General features: G+C 61.8%; 11 protein-coding genes. All 11 read right to left on the reverse strand.

The window, feature by feature from the left end:
• Positions 1-106 precede the first annotated feature (106 nt).
• Positions 107-4,063 (reverse strand): DNA-directed RNA polymerase subunit beta', encoded by a 3,957-nt coding sequence (locus WBA38_RS02765; protein WP_424297178.1) that lies wholly within the window; start codon positions 4,061-4,063, stop codon positions 107-109.
• An 83-nt stretch (positions 4,064-4,146) separates the two neighbouring features.
• Positions 4,147-7,647 (reverse strand): DNA-directed RNA polymerase subunit beta, encoded by a 3,501-nt coding sequence (locus WBA38_RS02770; RefSeq protein ID WP_424321993.1) that lies wholly within the window; start codon positions 7,645-7,647, stop codon positions 4,147-4,149.
• 322 nt (positions 7,648-7,969) lie between these two features.
• Positions 7,970-8,755 carry a hypothetical protein gene (locus WBA38_RS02775; RefSeq protein ID WP_424294579.1) on the reverse strand — a complete coding sequence of 262 codons (786 nt, stop codon included), beginning with the start codon at positions 8,753-8,755 and terminating at the stop codon, positions 7,970-7,972.
• A complete protein-coding gene (locus tag WBA38_RS02780) occupies positions 8,755-9,543 on the reverse strand; it encodes a hypothetical protein (protein ID WP_424294578.1) in 789 nt (262 codons plus the stop codon). The genes WBA38_RS02775 and WBA38_RS02780 overlap by 1 nt, the downstream gene beginning before the upstream one ends.
• Before the next feature lie 54 nt (positions 9,544-9,597).
• Positions 9,598-10,839 (reverse strand): MlaD family protein, encoded by a 1,242-nt coding sequence (locus WBA38_RS02785; RefSeq protein ID WP_424294577.1) that lies wholly within the window; start codon positions 10,837-10,839, stop codon positions 9,598-9,600.
• A complete protein-coding gene (locus tag WBA38_RS02790; protein ID WP_424294576.1) occupies positions 10,836-12,149 on the reverse strand; it encodes an MCE family protein in 1,314 nt (437 codons plus the stop codon). The genes WBA38_RS02785 and WBA38_RS02790 overlap by 4 nt, the downstream gene beginning before the upstream one ends.
• Positions 12,146-13,408, reverse strand: a complete 1,263-nt coding sequence (locus WBA38_RS02795; RefSeq protein WP_424294575.1) for an MCE family protein — start codon at positions 13,406-13,408, stop codon at positions 12,146-12,148. Before WBA38_RS02795 ends, WBA38_RS02790 begins: the two co-directional genes overlap by 4 nt.
• A complete protein-coding gene (locus tag WBA38_RS02800; RefSeq protein WP_424294574.1) occupies positions 13,408-14,478 on the reverse strand; it encodes an MlaD family protein in 1,071 nt (356 codons plus the stop codon). The genes WBA38_RS02795 and WBA38_RS02800 overlap by 1 nt, the downstream gene beginning before the upstream one ends.
• 2 nt (positions 14,479-14,480) lie before the next feature.
• Positions 14,481-15,566, reverse strand: coding sequence for an MCE family protein (locus tag WBA38_RS02805; RefSeq protein WP_424294573.1), 1,086 nt, complete (start codon positions 15,564-15,566; stop codon positions 14,481-14,483).
• Positions 15,563-16,882, reverse strand: coding sequence for an MCE family protein (locus WBA38_RS02810; RefSeq protein ID WP_424294572.1), 1,320 nt, complete (start codon positions 16,880-16,882; stop codon positions 15,563-15,565). The genes WBA38_RS02805 and WBA38_RS02810 overlap by 4 nt, the downstream gene beginning before the upstream one ends.
• Before the next feature lie 4 nt (positions 16,883-16,886).
• Complete coding sequence (locus tag WBA38_RS02815) at positions 16,887-17,759, reverse strand: MlaE family ABC transporter permease (protein ID WP_424294571.1); 873 nt, start codon at positions 17,757-17,759, stop codon at positions 16,887-16,889.

Below are 17,759 nucleotides of genomic sequence, written 5' to 3' on the forward strand. Positions count from 1 at the left end.
GTCTGTGACGGAGCGAAGACCAACGAACTACGCGGATGTATGTATTTCCGGGCGCGACAACGAAAAGGCCCCCGAACCGTTAGCGGTTCGGGGGCCTTCGGCTAGGTCAGCGGAACTCGCTGCCGAAGCCGTAATCGTCGAGAGGAACGGCGGCACCGCTCGGGGCACCGAAGGTGCCGTCCGGGCTGTAGTAGGTGTCGTCGTAGGTCGGCAGAGCGTAAGCGGCTGCACGAGCCTCTTCCGTCGGCTGAACCTCGATGTTGCGGTAACGGTTGATGCCGGTACCGGCCGGGATCAACTTACCGATGATCACGTTCTCCTTGAGGCCGACGAGCTTGTCGCTACGGCTGTTGATAGCCGCATCGGTCAGCACGCGAGTGGTCTCCTGGAACGACGCGGCCGACAGCCACGAGTCGGTGGCCAGCGAAGCCTTCGTGATGCCCATGAGGACCGGACGGCCGGCAGCCGGCTCTCCACCCTCGGCAACCACGTTGCGGTTCGCGGCTTCGAACTCGGCGCGTTCGGTCAACGAACCCGGCAGGAACTCGGTCGCACCGGAATCGATGATCGTGACGCGACGCAGCATCTGCCGGACGATCGTTTCCACGTGCTTGTCGTGGATCGACACACCCTGGCTGCGGTACACCTCCTGGACCTCGTTGACGAGGTGGATCTGCACCTGACGCGGGCCCATGACGCGGAGCACCTCGTGCGGGTCGGCAGCGCCCTCAAGCAGCTGCTGACCAACCTCGACGTGATCACCGTCGGCGAGCAGACGCTCACTGCCGTCTTCGTGCTTGAAGACACGCAGACGCTGACGCTTCGAGAGCTTGTCGTAGACGACTTCCTCGCTCCCGTCATCCGGGATGATGGTGATCTTGTAGAAACGATCATCGTCTTCCATGCGGATGCGACCGGAAACCTCGGCGATCGGAGCCTTGCCCTTGGGGACACGGGCTTCGAACAGCTCGGTGACACGAGGCAGACCACCGGTGATGTCGTCACCGACGCCACCCTGGTGGAACGTACGCATCGTCAGCTGGGTACCGGGCTCACCAATCGACTGAGCGGCGATAATACCGACCGCTTCGCCGATGTCGACGAGCTTGCCGGTGGCCATCGAACGGCCGTAGCAAAGCGCGCAAACGCCGGTGCCCGTGCCACAGGTGAGGACCGAACGCACCTTGACCTCGGTGACGCCAGCGGCGAGGAGTGCCTCGATAGCCGGATCGCCCAAGTCATTGCCACGCTCAACGACGACGTTGCCGTCAGCGTCGACCGCGTCGGACGCCAAGGTCCGTGCGTAAGCCGACGTCTCCACGTGTGCATCGCGGATGATGGTGCCGTCGGCCTGCTTCTCGCCGAGCGTCACCAGGATGCCGCGCTCAGTGCCACAGTCGGTCTCGCGAACGATGACGTCCTGCGACACGTCCACCAGACGACGGGTCAGGTAACCCGAGTCAGCGGTACGCAGAGCCGTATCGGCCAGACCCTTACGGGCACCGTGCGTGTTAATGAAGTACTCGGCAACCGTCAAACCTTCACGGAACGACGACTTGATCGGGCGCGGGATGAACTCACCCTTCGGGTTTGTCACCAGGCCCTTCATGCCCGACAGGTTACGCACCTGCGTCATATTGCCGGTTGCACCCGACTTCGGGATCATCGTGATCGGGTTGTCGTCCGGGTAGTAATCCTCAAGCGCCTTACCGACTTCTTCGGTGGCCTGCTTCCAGATCTCAACTAGGGCGTCACGACGCTCGTCGGGGGTCAAGCCACCGCGCTGGAACTTGCGCTCCAGACCGTCGGCCCGCTCCTCGTAACGTTCCAGGATCTCGGCCTTGGCCGGGGGAACCAGAACGTCCGACATCGAGACGGTGACACCCGAACGGGTTGCCCAGTAGAAGCCGACATCCTTCAGCTTGTCGACAGTCTGAGCGACGACAATCATCGGGTAGCGCTCGGCGAGATCGTTAATGATCACGGCCTGACGCTTCTTCGGCATCTGCTCGTCGATGAACGGGTAGTCACGCGGGAGCAGCTCATTGAACAGCACGCGACCGAGGGTCGTGATGGTCTCCCACGCCTGTCCACGGGTCCAGCCGTCGGGGAACTGCTCGGCCTCAACATCGGCCGGCGGACGCTGCTCGGTCAGACGCACCTTGATGCGCGACTGAATCGACAGGGCGCCGCGGTCGACGGCCATGATCGCTTCAGACGGGGTCGAGTAGACGCCGCGTTCCACGTCGTCCTTGGTGGCCGGGGTGTATTCGCCGATCAACCCATCCTTCTGGGTCGTCAGGAAGTACAGACCGGTCACCATGTCCAGGCGGGGCATAGCGAGCGGGCGGCCCGAAGCCGGCGACAGGATGTTGTTGCTCGACAGCATCAGGATGCGAGCTTCAGCCTGTGCCTCCGACGACAGCGGCAGGTGAACTGCCATCTGGTCACCGTCGAAGTCGGCGTTGAAGGCTTCACAGACGAGCGGGTGCAGCTGAATTGCCTTGCCTTCAACCAGCTGGGGCTCGAACGCCTGAATACCGAGGCGGTGCAGGGTAGGTGCACGGTTCAGCAGAACCGGGTGCTCCGAGATGACCTCTTCGAGGACGTCCCACACGGCGGGGCGCTGACGCTCCACCATGCGCTTGGCCGACTTGATGTTCTGAGCCTGGTTGAGGTCAACCAGACGCTTCATCACGAACGGCTTGAACAGCTCGAGAGCCATCAGCTTCGGCAGACCGCACTGGTGCAGCTTGAGCTGCGGGCCGACGACGATGACCGAACGGCCCGAGTAGTCGACGCGCTTGCCGAGGAGGTTCTGGCGGAAACGACCCTGCTTGCCCTTGAGCAGATCGCTCAACGACTTCAGCGGGCGGTTACCCGGTCCAGTGACCGGACGTCCACGACGACCATTGTCGAAGAGGGCGTCGACCGACTCCTGCAGCATCCGCTTCTCGTTGTTGACGATGATCTCGGGAGCACCGAGGTCGATCAGTCGCTTGAGGCGGTTGTTGCGGTTGATGACACGACGGTAGAGGTCGTTCAGGTCGGAGGTCGCGAAGCGACCACCGTCGAGCTGAACCATCGGACGCAGCTCCGGCGGGATCACCGGCACGGCGTCGAGGACCATGGCCTGCGGCGAGTTGCCGGACTGCTGGAACGCCGCAACGACCTTGAGTCGCTTGAGCGCACGCAGCTTCTTCTGGCCCTTGCCGGTGCGGATGGTTTCGCGCAGCGATTCAGCTTCAGCTTCGATGTCGAAGGTCTCGAGCAGACGCTTGATGGCCTCGGCACCCATCGAGCCGGTGAAGTACTCGCCGAAGCGGTCTTCGAGCTCGCGGTAGAGGCGCTCGTCGATGATCAGGTCACCGAGCGACAGCTTGGTGAACTTGTCCCAGATCTCGTCGAGAGCTTCGACCTCACGGTTGGCGTGGTCACGCATGCGCTTGAGCTCACGCTCAGCGGCATCGCGCACCTTGCGCTTGGCGTCGGCCTTGGCACCTTCAGCTTCGAGCTCAGCCAGGTCGGCTTCGAGCTTCTGCTGGCGCTCGTTGAGCGCAGCTTCCATGTCGTCGAGGATCGCCTTGCGCTCCACACCGATCTCAGCTTCACGGGTCGACAGTTCCGCATGGCGGAGTTCGTCGTCGATCGCGGTGATCACGTAGGCGGCGAAGTAGATGATCTTTTCGAGATCCTTCGGAGCCAAGTCGAGCAGGTAGCCCAAGCGACTCGGAACACCCTTGAAGTACCAGATGTGCGTGACCGGGGCGGCCAGCTCAATGTGGCCCATCCGCTCACGGCGGACCTTGGCCTTGGTGACCTCAACGCCGCAACGCTCGCAGATGATGCCCTTGAAGCGGACGCGCTTGTACTTACCGCAGTAGCACTCCCAGTCGCGAGTAGGTCCGAAGATCTTCTCGCAGAACAGGCCGTCCTTCTCAGGCTTCAGCGTGCGGTAGTTGATGGTCTCCGGCTTCTTGACTTCACCGAACGACCAGTTGTGGATGTCGTCGGCCGTCGCCAGGCCGATCTTGAGTTCGTCGAAAAAGTTGACGTCGAGCACTAGTTGCCTTTCAGTGTCTCTTATTGTCAGCGGGCGGTGCGGAGTGTGAACTTCGCACCGGCCCTCCAGGTCGGTCGGTCAGGTCAGTTAGCGAGGTCGTCCACCGTGGCGGCCTCATTACGCGACAGGTTGATGCCAAGGTTGGCAGCAGCGCGCTCGAGGTCCTCGTCGTCGGTGTCGCTCATCTCGATTGCGGTGCCCTCACTCGAGAGGACCTCCACATTGAGGCAAAGCGACTGGAGCTCCTTCAGGAGCACCTTGAACGACTCGGGGATGCCGGGCTCGGGGATGTTCTCGCCCTTGACGATGGCCTCGTAAACCTTGACGCGGCCAACCACATCGTCCGACTTGATCGTGAGCAGTTCCTGCAGGGTGTAGGCGGCGCCGTACGCCTGCATTGCCCAGCACTCCATCTCACCGAAGCGCTGGCCACCGAACTGTGCCTTACCGCCGAGCGGCTGCTGCGTGATCATCGAGTACGGACCGGTGGAACGAGCGTGAATCTTGTCGTCCACCAAGTGATGCAGCTTGATGATGTACATGTAGCCGACGGAGACCGGGAACGGGAAGGGCTCGCCCGAACGACCGTCGAACAAGGTGGCCTTGCCGTCCGGTCCAACCATGACGTCGCCGTCGCGGTTCGGGAGGGTGGAGCCCAGCAGGCCCGCCAGTTCGTCATCCTTGGCACCGTCGAAGACCGGGGTGGCGGTGTTGGTGTTCGGCGGAGCCGAATGCATCGCCTCGGGCAGGCGCTTGGCCCACTCTTCTTCCAACTGCGCGGTGTCGATGTTCCAGCCGGCCTTCGAAACCCATCCGAGGTGGGTTTCGAGGATCTGGCCGATGTTCATACGACGCGGAACACCGTGGGTGTTCAGGATGATGTCGACCGGGGTGCCGTCAGGGAGGAACGGCATATCTTCCTGCGGAAGAATCTTGCCGATGACGCCCTTATTGCCGTGGCGGCCAGCGAGCTTGTCGCCGTCCTGGATCTTGCGCTTCTGTGCCACGTAGACGCGGACCAACTCGTTGACGCCGGGCGCCAAATCGTCGTCTTCGTCGCGGCTGAAGGTGCGGACGCCGATGACCTTGCCGGTCTCGCCGTGCGGAACCTTCAGCGACGTGTCGCGAACCTCGCGGGCCTTCTCACCGAAGATCGCGCGGAGCAGACGCTCTTCCGGAGTCAGCTCAGTCTCGCCCTTCGGCGTGACCTTACCGACCAGCACGTCGCCGTCGCGGACCTCAGCACCAATGCGGACAATGCCACGCTCATCGAGGTCCGCGAGAACCTCATCGGAGACGTTGGGGATGTCGCGAGTGATTTCCTCAGCACCGAGCTTGGTGTCACGCGCATCGATCTCGTGCTCTTCGATGTGGATCGAGGTGAGGGTGTCCTCTTCGACGAGGCGCTGCGACAGAATGATCGCGTCCTCGTAGTTGTGGCCCTCCCACGGCATGATCGCGACGAGCAAGTTCTTGCCCAGCGCCATTTCGCCCTGATCGGTGCACGGTCCGTCGGCCAGAACCTGGCCGGCCTCGACACGCTGACCTTCGTCAACGATCGGAACCTGGTTGGCGCAGGTGCCGTGGTTGCTGCGCTCGAACTTCCGCAGGCGGAAGCTGTCGCGGGTACCGTCGTCGGCCATGATCGTGATGAAGTCGGCCGAAACCTCTTCCACCACGCCAGTCTTGCCGGTGACGATGACATCGCCAGCGTCGACGGCGGCACGCAGTTCCATGCCGGTACCGACAAGCGGCGACTCGCTGCGAACCAGCGGCACTGCCTGACGCTGCATGTTGGCACCCATCAGTGCACGGTTAGCGTCGTCGTGCTCCAGGAACGGGATCATCGCGGTAGCGACCGACACCATCTGGCGCGGCGAAACGTCAAGGTACTCGACCGACTTGGCCGGAACGAACTCGACCTCGGCACCCTTGATACGAACGAGGACGCGCTCATCACTGATGCGACCGTCGGCGTCGTAGTTGGTGTTCGCCTGACCAATGAGGAAGCGGTCTTCCTCATCGGCGGTCATGTACTTGATCTCGTCGGTGAGCACACCGTCGACGACCTTGCGGTACGGCGTTTCGATGAAGCCGAACGGGTTGACCCGCGCATACACCGACAGCGAACCGATCAGGCCAATGTTCGGGCCTTCCGGAGTCTCAATCGGGCACATGCGACCGTAGTGCGACGGGTGAACGTCACGAACTTCCAGTCCGGCACGCTCACGTGAGAGGCCGCCGGGACCCAAAGCCGACAGACGACGCTTGTGCGTCAGACCCGACAGCGGGTTGTTCTGGTCCATGAACTGCGACAGCTGGCTGGTTCCGAAGAACTCCTTGATCGCAGCCACAACGGGCCGGATGTTGATCAGGGTCTGCGGGGTGATTGCCTCGGCGTCCTGGGTGGTCATGCGCTCACGCACAACACGCTCCATACGCGACAGGCCCACGCGAATCTGGTTCTGGATCAGCTCACCGACAGTACGCAGACGACGGTTGCCGAAGTGGTCGATGTCGTCGACCTCGACGGGCACCTCGACGCCGTTCGGGACGGTCATCATGGTCTGCTGGTGCGGGTCGGCCTCGTGCAGACGCACCAGGTATTCGACGGTCGCAATAATGTCTTCGGTGGTCAGCGTCGATTCGCCGACCATCGGGTTAGCCGTGAGACCAAGCTTCTTGTTGATCTTGTAGCGGCCGACGCGAGCGAGGTCGTAGCGCTTGTCCTTGAAGAACAGGTTCTCCAGGAGGCTTTCTGCCGACTCCTTCGTCGGGGGCTCGCCCGGACGCAGCTTGCGGTAAACCTCGAGGAGCGCTTCGTCCTGGTTGGTCGTCGAATCCTTTTCGAGGGTCGACATCATGATCTCGGAGAATCCGAAACGCTCGGAGATCTCTTCGGTCGTCATGCCGAGGGCCTTGAGCAGGATGGTGACCGGCTGGCGACGCTTGCGGTCGATACGCACACCAACGGTGTCGCGCTTGTCGACGTCGAACTCAAGCCAGGCACCGCGGCCCGGGATCACCTTGACCGAGTGGAGCGTCTTCTCCGTGGTCTTGTCGATGCTGGAGTCGAAGTACACACCGGGGCTACGAACCAGCTGGCTCACGACGACACGCTCGGTGCCGTTGATGACGAAGCTGCCCTTATCGGTCATGATCGGGAAGTCGCCCATGAAGACGGTCTGCGACTTGATCTCGCCGGTGTTGTTGTTGATGAACTCCGCGGTGACGAACAACGGTGCCGCGTAGGTCATGTCCTTGTCCTTGCACTCCTCAATGGAGGCCTTGACCTCGTCGAAGTGCGGGTCGGAGAAGGAAAGTGACATGGAAGACGAGAAGTCTTCAATGGGTGAGAGTTCGCGGAGGACTTCCTCAAGTCCGCCAACCGGGTTCTCCTCACCCCTTGCAATCGCCTTTGCGCGCCACTCGGGCGTACCCACGAGCCACTCAAAGGAGTCCAGCTGCAAATCAAGCAGACCTGGAACCTCTAGTGGCTCATCAATCTTGGCGAAGGAAGCGCGCTGCGGCGCGCCCGGGATTGAACCCGCTGTGGTTGAGGTGGACTGGCGGTCGAGTGCCAAGATGCGTCCTTCCAACACGAAGTTTCTCGGTGCGTTGGCCAATGTGGCCTGCGGCGGCTGTGCAACCTGCACAAATCACCACCCGAGGGCCCTCCCAAAAAGGGACGGCTGGAAGGATGAACGATCAGCGGACAGGAGGCAGCCAGCGCAACGTCCAACTGTATCAGAAATTAACGGGGATGTATACCACCCATTGAGTTAGCCTGTCTGCGGCTGCCTGCCCGTGACAATCGGCTGGACACAGATTGACTCGCCTAGGCCGCTACGTCAAGCCATACGCGCCGAAAAGTTCCGATAAAACCACCCGAACAGGCGAGTTTCGTCAGAAGTCGCCGACCTTGGCAATCCGCCAACGATCATCGATCAGTTTCATCGTCAACTGCACGTGCGGCGAAGCATTGCTCGCAATCAGGCCGTCTTGGGTCGTACTAACAAGCAACTGCGTGAGAACCACCGCGTCGTCGCCATTCAAGTACGACACCCCGATGGACTCCACCTGGCAATCCGAGCCGGACTTCGAGTCGACCGCAGCCTTGCGGTTGGTCGCCTCGTAGTCGCGGAACTGCTGAGCGGCTTCCCCGGTCAACGCGTCGCGAACCTTCGCATACGACTTGTCAATGGTGCGGTAGTCAAAGGCAAATGGCGTGCACGCCGCCTGGGTCGCCTCCGAAATCAACCGCGTGGTCGCCGATTGATCGACGAAGGCGACATTGTCGGTGACCGATGCCCCCGGATGGAAGGCGAAGACTGCGGCGATCGCGCCGATAACGGCCGCGATGGCACCCAGCAGGCCTGCCAACCGGTAAGTCGACGCGGTGTCGTGGGCTGCCGGGCCGGCTTCAATCTCGCTGTCCCGGACCTCTTGTTCGGCCTTGGCCGATTGCGCAGCCGCCGCCGCACGACGTTTGCGTTCGACTCCCGAAAGGGTCGAACCACTCGCCGTCGGTGCCGGCTTGTCTGCGCCACTTGCTTCTGGTTCGACAATTGCTGGTTCGGCCGCCGATACCGGATCGACGTCAGACTTAGAGACCGTTACTCGCGGGGCACCGCGACCGGCGACCTTCGGTGTCCGCTTTGAACCGCTGCTGCGTGGTTTACCGGTGGCCATCAGTTACCGCCCTCCGGTTGAGGCTGCTGTGAAACATCCGAACCCGCGTCGCTGTAGGCGACCGCCTGCAACGGGACCACTTTCTCTGCCTTCCGAATACCGTCCACTTCAACCATGGTCAGTAAGAAACCCATTTGGTTCGCCGCAGCCTGTTGGTTCGGCACGGTTGCCTTCACCTTCACGTACACGAGGACGGTGGCGCGATTCTCGTCGGCGTCGACCTCGGTCGCGGCGCTTCGCGAGACCTGCGATTCGATCTTGCCCGGCTTCGATCCGCTCGCCGCGACCTGTCGTTCCACATCGGCGACGACCTGCGCGTTAACTTGCTTCCAAGCATCACCGGTCAACGATGACTCGAGACGCTTCTTCCAGCCCTCGGGGTCGGACGGGTCAACGGTCGTGATGTTGATTGCCGCCTGCTCCGCCGCATCGACTGATTCGGTGCGGAGCGTTTCCCGTGCCGAGTCGGTGGTGTACGCGCGGATACCGGTGTACCCGAAGTAGCCAAGGCATACGACTGCCGCAACCAAAGCCGCAACCGCTGACGCTAACGCCAACGACGCCAGCGGAGACCTGGGCGAAGCGTCGTCAGGGTCCTCTTCGTCCCGGCCATCGTCCGCGGCATCCGTGTCGGCGTCGTCCGCATCCCCGTCATCCGTGTCATCGGCGTCTGCGTCATCGGCGTTTGGGGGATCCGCGGCCGACGCGTCGGCGGCCACCTCGGACGTGGCGTCCGCAACGGTCTCGTCGACGTTTGTCTCGTCCGGTGTGCTGTCGTCGTGTGTCATCGAGCGCAACTGTAGTCACGGCGGGGCTCGCGTCGCCAGTTGCCTGGCTGCGAGCTACCGCGCATGAACACCCATCAGCGCAGCGAGCTGCGTGGCAACGGGGTTGAGGTTGAGTTTGTCGGGATCCTTCTTTGGCTTGTTGTCCCACGGCTGCGGGATGTCCGGGTTCGCCAACGACGCGCGCTCAGCGCCGCGCACCGACGTCGGGTTGCCGACCGGCACGGTGCACTTGGCGTTGGTGTTGAACGGGAAATCGTCGTAGTTGACATCGAAGTTCGGATTCTTCTTCTTGATGTCCGCGATCATCTGCGCCGTTCCCTCGTAGCCGCGAGTACAGCTGACGGGGTTACCGGTCTCCAACACGATGCCAAAGTGGATTTGTCCATCGCCGGGAGCCGGACTGTGACTGCCCGCAGCGAGTGCCGAAAGCATCGCCACCGTGGCCGACGTCGCAAACGACGCAGGCGCCGCCGTATGCACCGTGACCCCGAGCTGATGGATCAGCTTGGTCGCATCCGCACCGTTGTCTTGAATGAACTTCGACAGGGCGGTCGCCGCGTTCGGAGCATTGTCGAGGATTCGTCGCAACGCCGGGTCGGAGCCGGCCAACTGCGCCGTCACCAAGTCCAGGTTGTGGCTCCACGCCAGGATGTCGTCGGACTGCTCGGCCTGGGTTGCCAGGACCGGATTCGAGTTGCGGATGAGTTCGGTGATAGGACCGATGTTCTCGACGCCGTCCTTCGACAGCTTGTCGAGTGAGGCCACCAGGCGGGTGAGGTCGTCGCCCTTGCCGTTGAAGGCCTTACCAAGCTCCTTCACCAACGAACTCAACTCGTCGACCGGAATGGTCTTTGTCAACGTGATGGTGTCGGCGATGACGTCCTGAAGTTTCGGCGGCGTAACCGCACCCTCGATGGTGTCACCGTTCGCCAGGTACGGACCAGCGCTCGATGACGGCTGCAGATCGATGAACTGCTCACCGATGGCCGACCGGTTCGCCAGCACGGCTTTCGCGGATGCCGGGACCTTGGGCGCATCGGAGTTCATCTGCAGGTTCACGTTGACACCGCCGGGAACCATCTCCATTTTGGAGACCAACCCGACTGGCACGCCCCGGTAGGTGACTTCGGCGTTGGTGAAGACACCGCTGGCGTCGGGCATGTGCAACGTGACGTTGTACGTCGAGATTCCCGCAAGTTTGTCTAGGCGGGCGTACTTGGCGCCAACGTAGACGATCGCAAGGAGACCGATCACCACGAAGGCAATCAACTGAATCTTGACAAGGCGGCTAGTCACTGACCTTCGCCTCCGATCATCTCAATGGTTCCGGCGAGGAAGTTCTGCTCCCCGGAAGGCAGCGTCGAGTACTGGTTCTTCTTGTTGGTCTTCTTCTTCGACGCCGGGTTCATCGGGTACGTGCCACCCGAAGGCGGCGTATTCGGTCCCGGTCGCGAGTTCGCGGCGGGCGGCAACAGCGAGATCGTTGGCCAGCCGTAGCGCGGTCCGTTGCCGTTGACGTACGGGTTATTCGGATCCACCTTGGGCGGACTCACCGATGGCGGCGTGTACTTCGGGGTGCCCTGACCGACACCGAGGGCCTCCAACTGGTTCAGCAGTCGCAGGTCGAGGGTCATGAACAGGTTTGTCGAGTCGCCCTTCACACCCGGAAGCAAGTCATCCGGGTAGGGGTGCGTCAGCATCAACGGTGCGGCAGTGACAACGTCCTGTGCCGACTTGGCCAGCTCCGACAGGATCGGCCGCAGTGCCTTCAGATCGTTGATGATCTGTTTGTGCGCCTTACCGAGGATGTCGGTACCGACCTCTCCCAGCGTGTCGAGCTTCGTCAGCAGGTCCACAAACTGCGGACGCTGCTGCTCAAGTACCTCAACGCCTGCGGGCAACTGCTTCAGGACCCGCTCGATCTGATCAGTCTGCTGGCTTGCGCGATCGGAGAGCTTTCCGACGCCGTCGATGGCGCGAACAATGTCGTCACGCTGCTTGTTGAGGCTGCCGATCAACGTCTCCGACTGCGTGAGCAGCGACCGGACCGCATTGGGTCGGTCGCCGAGCGCCTCGTTGAGAGACGTGATGATCGGCTCAAGCTGGTTGATGCCGCCGCCGTTCAACAGCATCGACAATGCCCCGAGCAGTTGCTCAATGTCGGTGACCGTCCGGGTCCGGTCGGAGTTGATTGGCGCCGACTCCGGCTGACGCGGGGTCGCCAGGGTCACGTCCTTCGGCTCCGACAGGGCCACAAACTTTTCACCCAGAAGGTTGGTCTGCTGCACCGAGGCCGACGCCTCGTCGGACAGGTTGACCTCGTTCTTCACCTTGATCGTGACCAAGGCATTCCAGGCACCCTCCGGTACCTCAACTTTGGTGACCTGACCGACGGGAATGCCGTCCATCTTCACCATCGACTGCGGAACCAGGTCGAGAATGTTGTCGAACTCCACCTTGTAGGTGCGCGGGTTGCTGCCAACGTCGACGCCACCGGGCAGCGGAACCGAGCTGATACCCGAGCAACCTGTCGTCACCGCGAGGACCGTGACGAGGGCGGCGCCCATACCGGCCGCGCGTGCGCGCACCGAGCGTTTCACCTTCATCGCTGTCCTCCGGGGAGTTTCGGATCCGGGTTACCCGGTACGGTGCCGGGTGCCGGGTACTTCTGTTCCTTGTTGCCGCTCATGATGCCGAATGGCAACACCGGCAGCATTGGCTCCAGGACACCCTTGGTGACCTGATTGGCGAGGCCCTCACAGCCGTTCACCAGCGGAGCCATCTTGCGACTGAAGTCGACAGCCATGGGATTACCCGGCAACAGTTTGCCCAGATCGAGCATGCGGCACTGGGCACCCAGGAGGTCTTGCAGGTCCGGGATGTTCAACCGCATGGCGAGTGTGCCCGACTCCGCGTCGTATGCGTTGATCAGGTTGTTGATCGTCACCGGCAAGACCGTCAGGATCTCGAGCAAATGATCCTTGTTATCCAGCAAGGCCTGTCCGGTCGGCTGCAAGTCGCGAATCGTATCGCCGATCTGGCTGCTGTTGTCGTTGATGAACCTCGCGACGTCCCCGAGGGCGTACGACAGCGTGTTGAGGGCGCTCCCCAGGTTCTCCCGCTCACCGGCGAGGAACGTGTTGAACGAGGCCATCTGCTTGTTGAACTGGCGGACCTGCGAATCGTTCTCCTTCAAGGCCCCGACAAAGACGTTGAGGTTCTTGATGGTGCTGACGAGGTTGTCGCTGCCATTGGCGAGCGTGCCGGCCGCCTTCGACAGGTTAGTGATCGCCTGACCGAGTTCAGCACCGTTGCCTTCCATGTTCTTGGAGAACACATCGACAAAATCGGTGACTGCGCCGTTCTGGTTGGCACCGTCCGGGCCGAGGGACTTCGACAGTTTCTGCAGGTTGGCGTAGATCGCGTCAATTTCGACGGGCACGCCGGTCTGCTTGCCAGACAATTCCACCTGGCTACCGGCCTCGGGGCCACCCGAGTAAGCCGGGGTCAACTGAACGTAGCGGTCGGCGACGATCGACGGGATGATCTGCACGGCCTTCACGTCGGTGGGCAACTTAACGCCCCGGTTGACGCGCATCTGCACATCAACCACGTCGCCGCGCGGCGTCACCTCGGTGACCTTGCCGACGTCAACACCGAGTATCCGGACATCGCTGCCCTTGTAGATGCCGACAGCACTGGAGAAGGTGGCCTTGACCTTGGTGGTACCGATGAGCGTTGAAGCCCACCAACCACCAGCCCCGATGAGGAGGAGCAGGATGGCACCGAGCGCGGTATAGACAATATTGCGCTTGGAGAACAGCCCGGAATTCTGGTCCTGAGAAGAAGGCGCTGCGTTAGTCATTAGCTGGCCCCCGTTCCACCGTTGTTGAGATTCTTAGTCATGTTCGGCGGGCGCGTCGTGTTCTGCTGCGGCAGCGCCGGCGGCAGCAGGTTCGTGACGGTCGATTCGAACCAGCGACCGTTGCCGAGGACGTTCGCGTACAGGCGGTAGAAGGGTGCCATGTACGTGATGGTCTGGCGAAGGTTCGAGTTCTGGCGAGTCAGCATGTCGGTGACACCCTTGAGCGAGTCGAGGGCCGGGCCGATCTGCGCTTCGTTATCGCGAACGATCCCGGTGAGCGCCTTACTGAGAGTCGTGGTGCTGGCCAGGAGCGCCGAGATGCTCTCCTGACGGGTATTGAGTTCCTTCAACAGGACACCTGCCCCAGCGATCAGCTTCGTGAACTCCTCATTGCGGTCAGCGAGGATCTTCGTCGAGTCCTTGGTTGCCGCCAGCAGCTTCTGGACTTCCTGATCGCGGCTGGCAATCGTGTTCGACAACCGAGAAATACCGGTCAGCGAGGAATTGATGTCCTCGGCGTTTGTTCCGGAGAACGCATTCGACAACGTGCGCAGCGATTTCGCCAGCTGGTTGGTATCGATGTTCTCGATCTGGTCCGCAGCATCACCAAAGGCCTCGATGACGTCGTACGGCGCCACCGTATCGGTGAGAGTCACATCGGGATCGGCCAGTTCACTGCCGCGCGGGTTCAGCGCCAGGTACTTCTGGCCCAGCACGGTCTTGATCTGGATCGACGCCTGCGTCTGATCACCGATCCACGTGTTGTTGGCACGGAAGGAGACGTCGACCTTGTCGCCGGCGAGATTCACGTCGGTGACCTCGCCGACCTTGACACCGGCGACGCGGACTTCGTTGCCCGGCTTGAGTCCCGCCGCTTCTGAGAACTGCGCGGTGTACTTGGCTCCGGCACCCACGAGCGGGAGGTCCTTCAGGTAGAAGGACGACACCGCAACCATGATCAGCATCAGCAAGCCCAGAGCACCAATGCTGACGGGACTGCGGCGACCGGCGAATCGGCGTGACTTCTTCGGTGTTGTCGGCACCGTCGGCTGTGTTTCTTCGCTCGTCATGCTCACGCCCCCGGCTTTCCGTCGCGCCAGCAACGCGTCGCGGCGCTGGTGTACAGGACGTGGTTGATGTTCGGTAGCGGAACCACCGGCTGAGTCAACAAGGTGGACTTGCCGTTACCGGCAACCACATCGATACCGCAGAGGTAGAACTGGAACCAAGAGCCGAAGGTCGCGGCGCGACCGATCTTCTCCAGCTTGACCGGCAAGTTCGTCAAAACCTGCTCGATGTCGCCGGTACGCGAGTTCAGCTGATCCGACAGCGACTTGATCCCGGCAATATCGCCCTGGATAGCCGGCCGCGTCTTGCTAAGAATCGAACCCGTCACGGTGGTCAGATTCGACACCGAGGTGATGGCCGACCCCACCGAGTCCCGCTGCGCGGCGAGACCGGTGATCAGCTTTTCCGTGTTCACCAGCAAGCTCGAGAACTGATCATCGTTCTTGTTCACCGTGTCGAGGACCTTCGTGAGGTTGGTGATCATGTCGCCAATCACCTTGTCCTTGTCGGCGAGCGCATTCGTCAACCCCGCGGTGTCGCTGATCAGGTCGCCGATGGTCGTGTCCATGTCGCCCTGGAAGACCTTGATCATGGTCTCGGCAAGCTTGTTCATGTCTTCCGGCGTGATCTGCTTGAAAAGCGGGCGGAAGCCGTTAAACAGTTCAGTCAAGTTCACTGCGTCGTGCGTGCTCTTATTGGTGGCCGTGTTCGTGAACGTGTAGCCCTTGTTCACGGTTTCGTTGGCAGGCCCGGGCCCCTTGTCGAGCGCCAAGTACCGCAGACCCGTCAGGTTGCGGTATCGGATAAACAACTGGGTGCTCTTGGGCAAGGTGCTGCGGTCGGCACTGAACGACACGAGCGCCTTGTTGCGGTCGGTGATCTCGACGCTCTCAACCTGACCGACGCGTACACCCGCGATGCGGACGTCGTCGCCGGGATTGAGCATCGCGGCATCGTTGAAGACACCCGAGAAGCTCGCCTTGCCGGAGTTGCCAGCGTTCGCGATCGTCAAGCCGAGCATGGCGGTGGCAAAGATGGTGACCAAGGCAAAAACAATCAGCTTTACCAGCGGTGGAACGATGCTTTTCACTTAATCGTCACCTCCGCTCCCTTCAGGGCTCCGCCACCGATGTAGGTGACCCACAGCGGCACGTTCTCCGGTAGTTCTCCGGCCGACGCGCCATAAATCAGACGTAATTGTTTCTGGTAATCGGTCTCGCCGATCGTTCCGCTCGGCGTAGCGCTGAACTGCGGCTGAGGCAGATCCGGCCAGGTTGTCGGGCCACCGTTGCGTGACGGCGGCTGGTACGAACCATCCGGAATACTGCCACCCGGGTACTGCGGGAACGGGCGACCATTCGACGCTGGCTCGTAGCAGCGTGCGGGCGGATCCTTCCACATCAGTCGCGGCTCATCCTGATTCGGCAGGTAACGGCCGCGCGGGTTCACGAACTGCAGGTTCACCCGGACACCCGGGTTCGGGGTGTCCACGCCGACGATCTTTTTCGAATCCGGAATCAGCGTCGCGAAGTTACGGAACGTGCAACCAAACACCGGTGACTGTCGTGCCAGTCCCTTGAGGAAGGGTTCCGAGTCGATGAACAAGTTGAGCATGTCCTTCTTGTTCGTCTTGAGGAACTTGCTGGTGTCGACGGCGGCCACACTCAACGTCGAGATCGTGGTTCGCAGGTCGCCTTGGCGTTCGACGATCGTGTTGCCGGTGACGCGCAGATTGTCGAGCGCATCAATGACATCGGGCAGTGCGTCCGCGTAGGTCTGCGAGAAGGTCGCCAAACCGCGGATCGTGCCCTGAAGGTCGTCCATGTTCGCGTTAACGCGAGTGAAAATCACGTTGAGCCGGTCGACGATCTTGCCGATTTCCTGCCCCTTGCCGCCGATGGCCTGCGAGATGGCGCTCAGCGTCACGTTCAAGTCCTCCGGCGGGATCGCCTTGATGACCGGGAGCAGCGCGTCGAACAGGTCCTCGACCTCAGCCGAGTTGCCCTTGGTGTCGGTGTTGATCTGGCTGCCGTTCGTGAGCGTGGGTCCGCTCGCGTTGGCTGGCACCTGGAGTGCAATGTAGCGCTCACCAAACAGGGTCTTCGGGAGGACCCGAGCCGTGGTCGACGTCGGCAGGTTCTTCAACTGGTCGGGCTTGATCCCCAGGTCGACCGTCACCTTGCCGCCGGTCTGCACGCTGACGTCCTTGACGGTGCCGACGACGACGCCGTTGGCCTTCACGTCAGCGTTCTTGACGAGCGAGTTACCTGCGCTATCTGTTGTCAGCTTCACGATCGCGTAATCGTCGAACGTGCCGCGGAACTTCAGCACCGAGGTTGCCAGCAACCCGAGCACCACAATGAAGAACAGCAGGCCCAGAAGTCTGCGTTTAAGCGTCTTCCCCACGTGCCTAACCTCCCACTCGGATCGACGTGGTTGTACCCCAGATCGCCAGGCCCAGGAAGAAGTCCATCACGGCGATCAGCACGAGGGCTGTTCGCACGGCGTGTCCCACGGCGACACCAACGCCGGCCGGGCCGCCACTGGCGTAGTAGCCGTAGTAGCAGTGGACCAGAATGATGACGAACGCGAAAATTAGCACCTTGCCGAACGACCACAGGACGTCGACGGGAGGCAAGAACAGGTTGAAGTAGTGGTCGTACGAACCGGTCGACTGTCCGTTGAACACGGTGTTAACCGTTCTCGACGCCAGATAGGCGGCCATCAGGCCGAGCACGTACAGCGGGATCACCGCGATGAAGCCCGCGATTACGCGCGAGGACACCAGGAACGGGATCGACGGCACCGCCATCACTTCGAGGGCGTCAATCTCTTCCGAGATGCGCATGGCACCGAGCTGGGCGGTAAAACCACAGCCGACGGTTGCCGACAACGCCAGGCCCGCCACCAACGGCGCAACCTCGCGGGTATTGACGTAGGCAGACAGGAAGCCGGTCAGGGCCTGCGAACCAATCTGGTCGAGCGCCGCATAGCCCTGCATGCCGACCACAACGCCGGTGAAGCCGGACATCAACACCATCACGCCGATGGTTCCGCCGATCACGGCGAGGCCACCGGAACCGAAGGCCACCTCGGCCAGCAGTCGCGTTACCTCACGCGTGTAGTGGACCAGCGTCTTCGGGATGGCCGCCAGAGCCCTCGCATAGAAGGACATCTGCTCGCCAGCACCGTCAAGCATCTTGAGCGGCTTGCCCAACTGCTTGCGAACCTCGTACCAGTAGTACTCGGGGCGACTCTTGGCAATCGTTACACCACGCGTCAT

It is taken from the genome of Gordonia sp. (in: high G+C Gram-positive bacteria) (assembly GCF_049647785.1).
Classification (GTDB): domain Bacteria; phylum Actinomycetota; class Actinomycetes; order Mycobacteriales; family Mycobacteriaceae; genus Gordonia.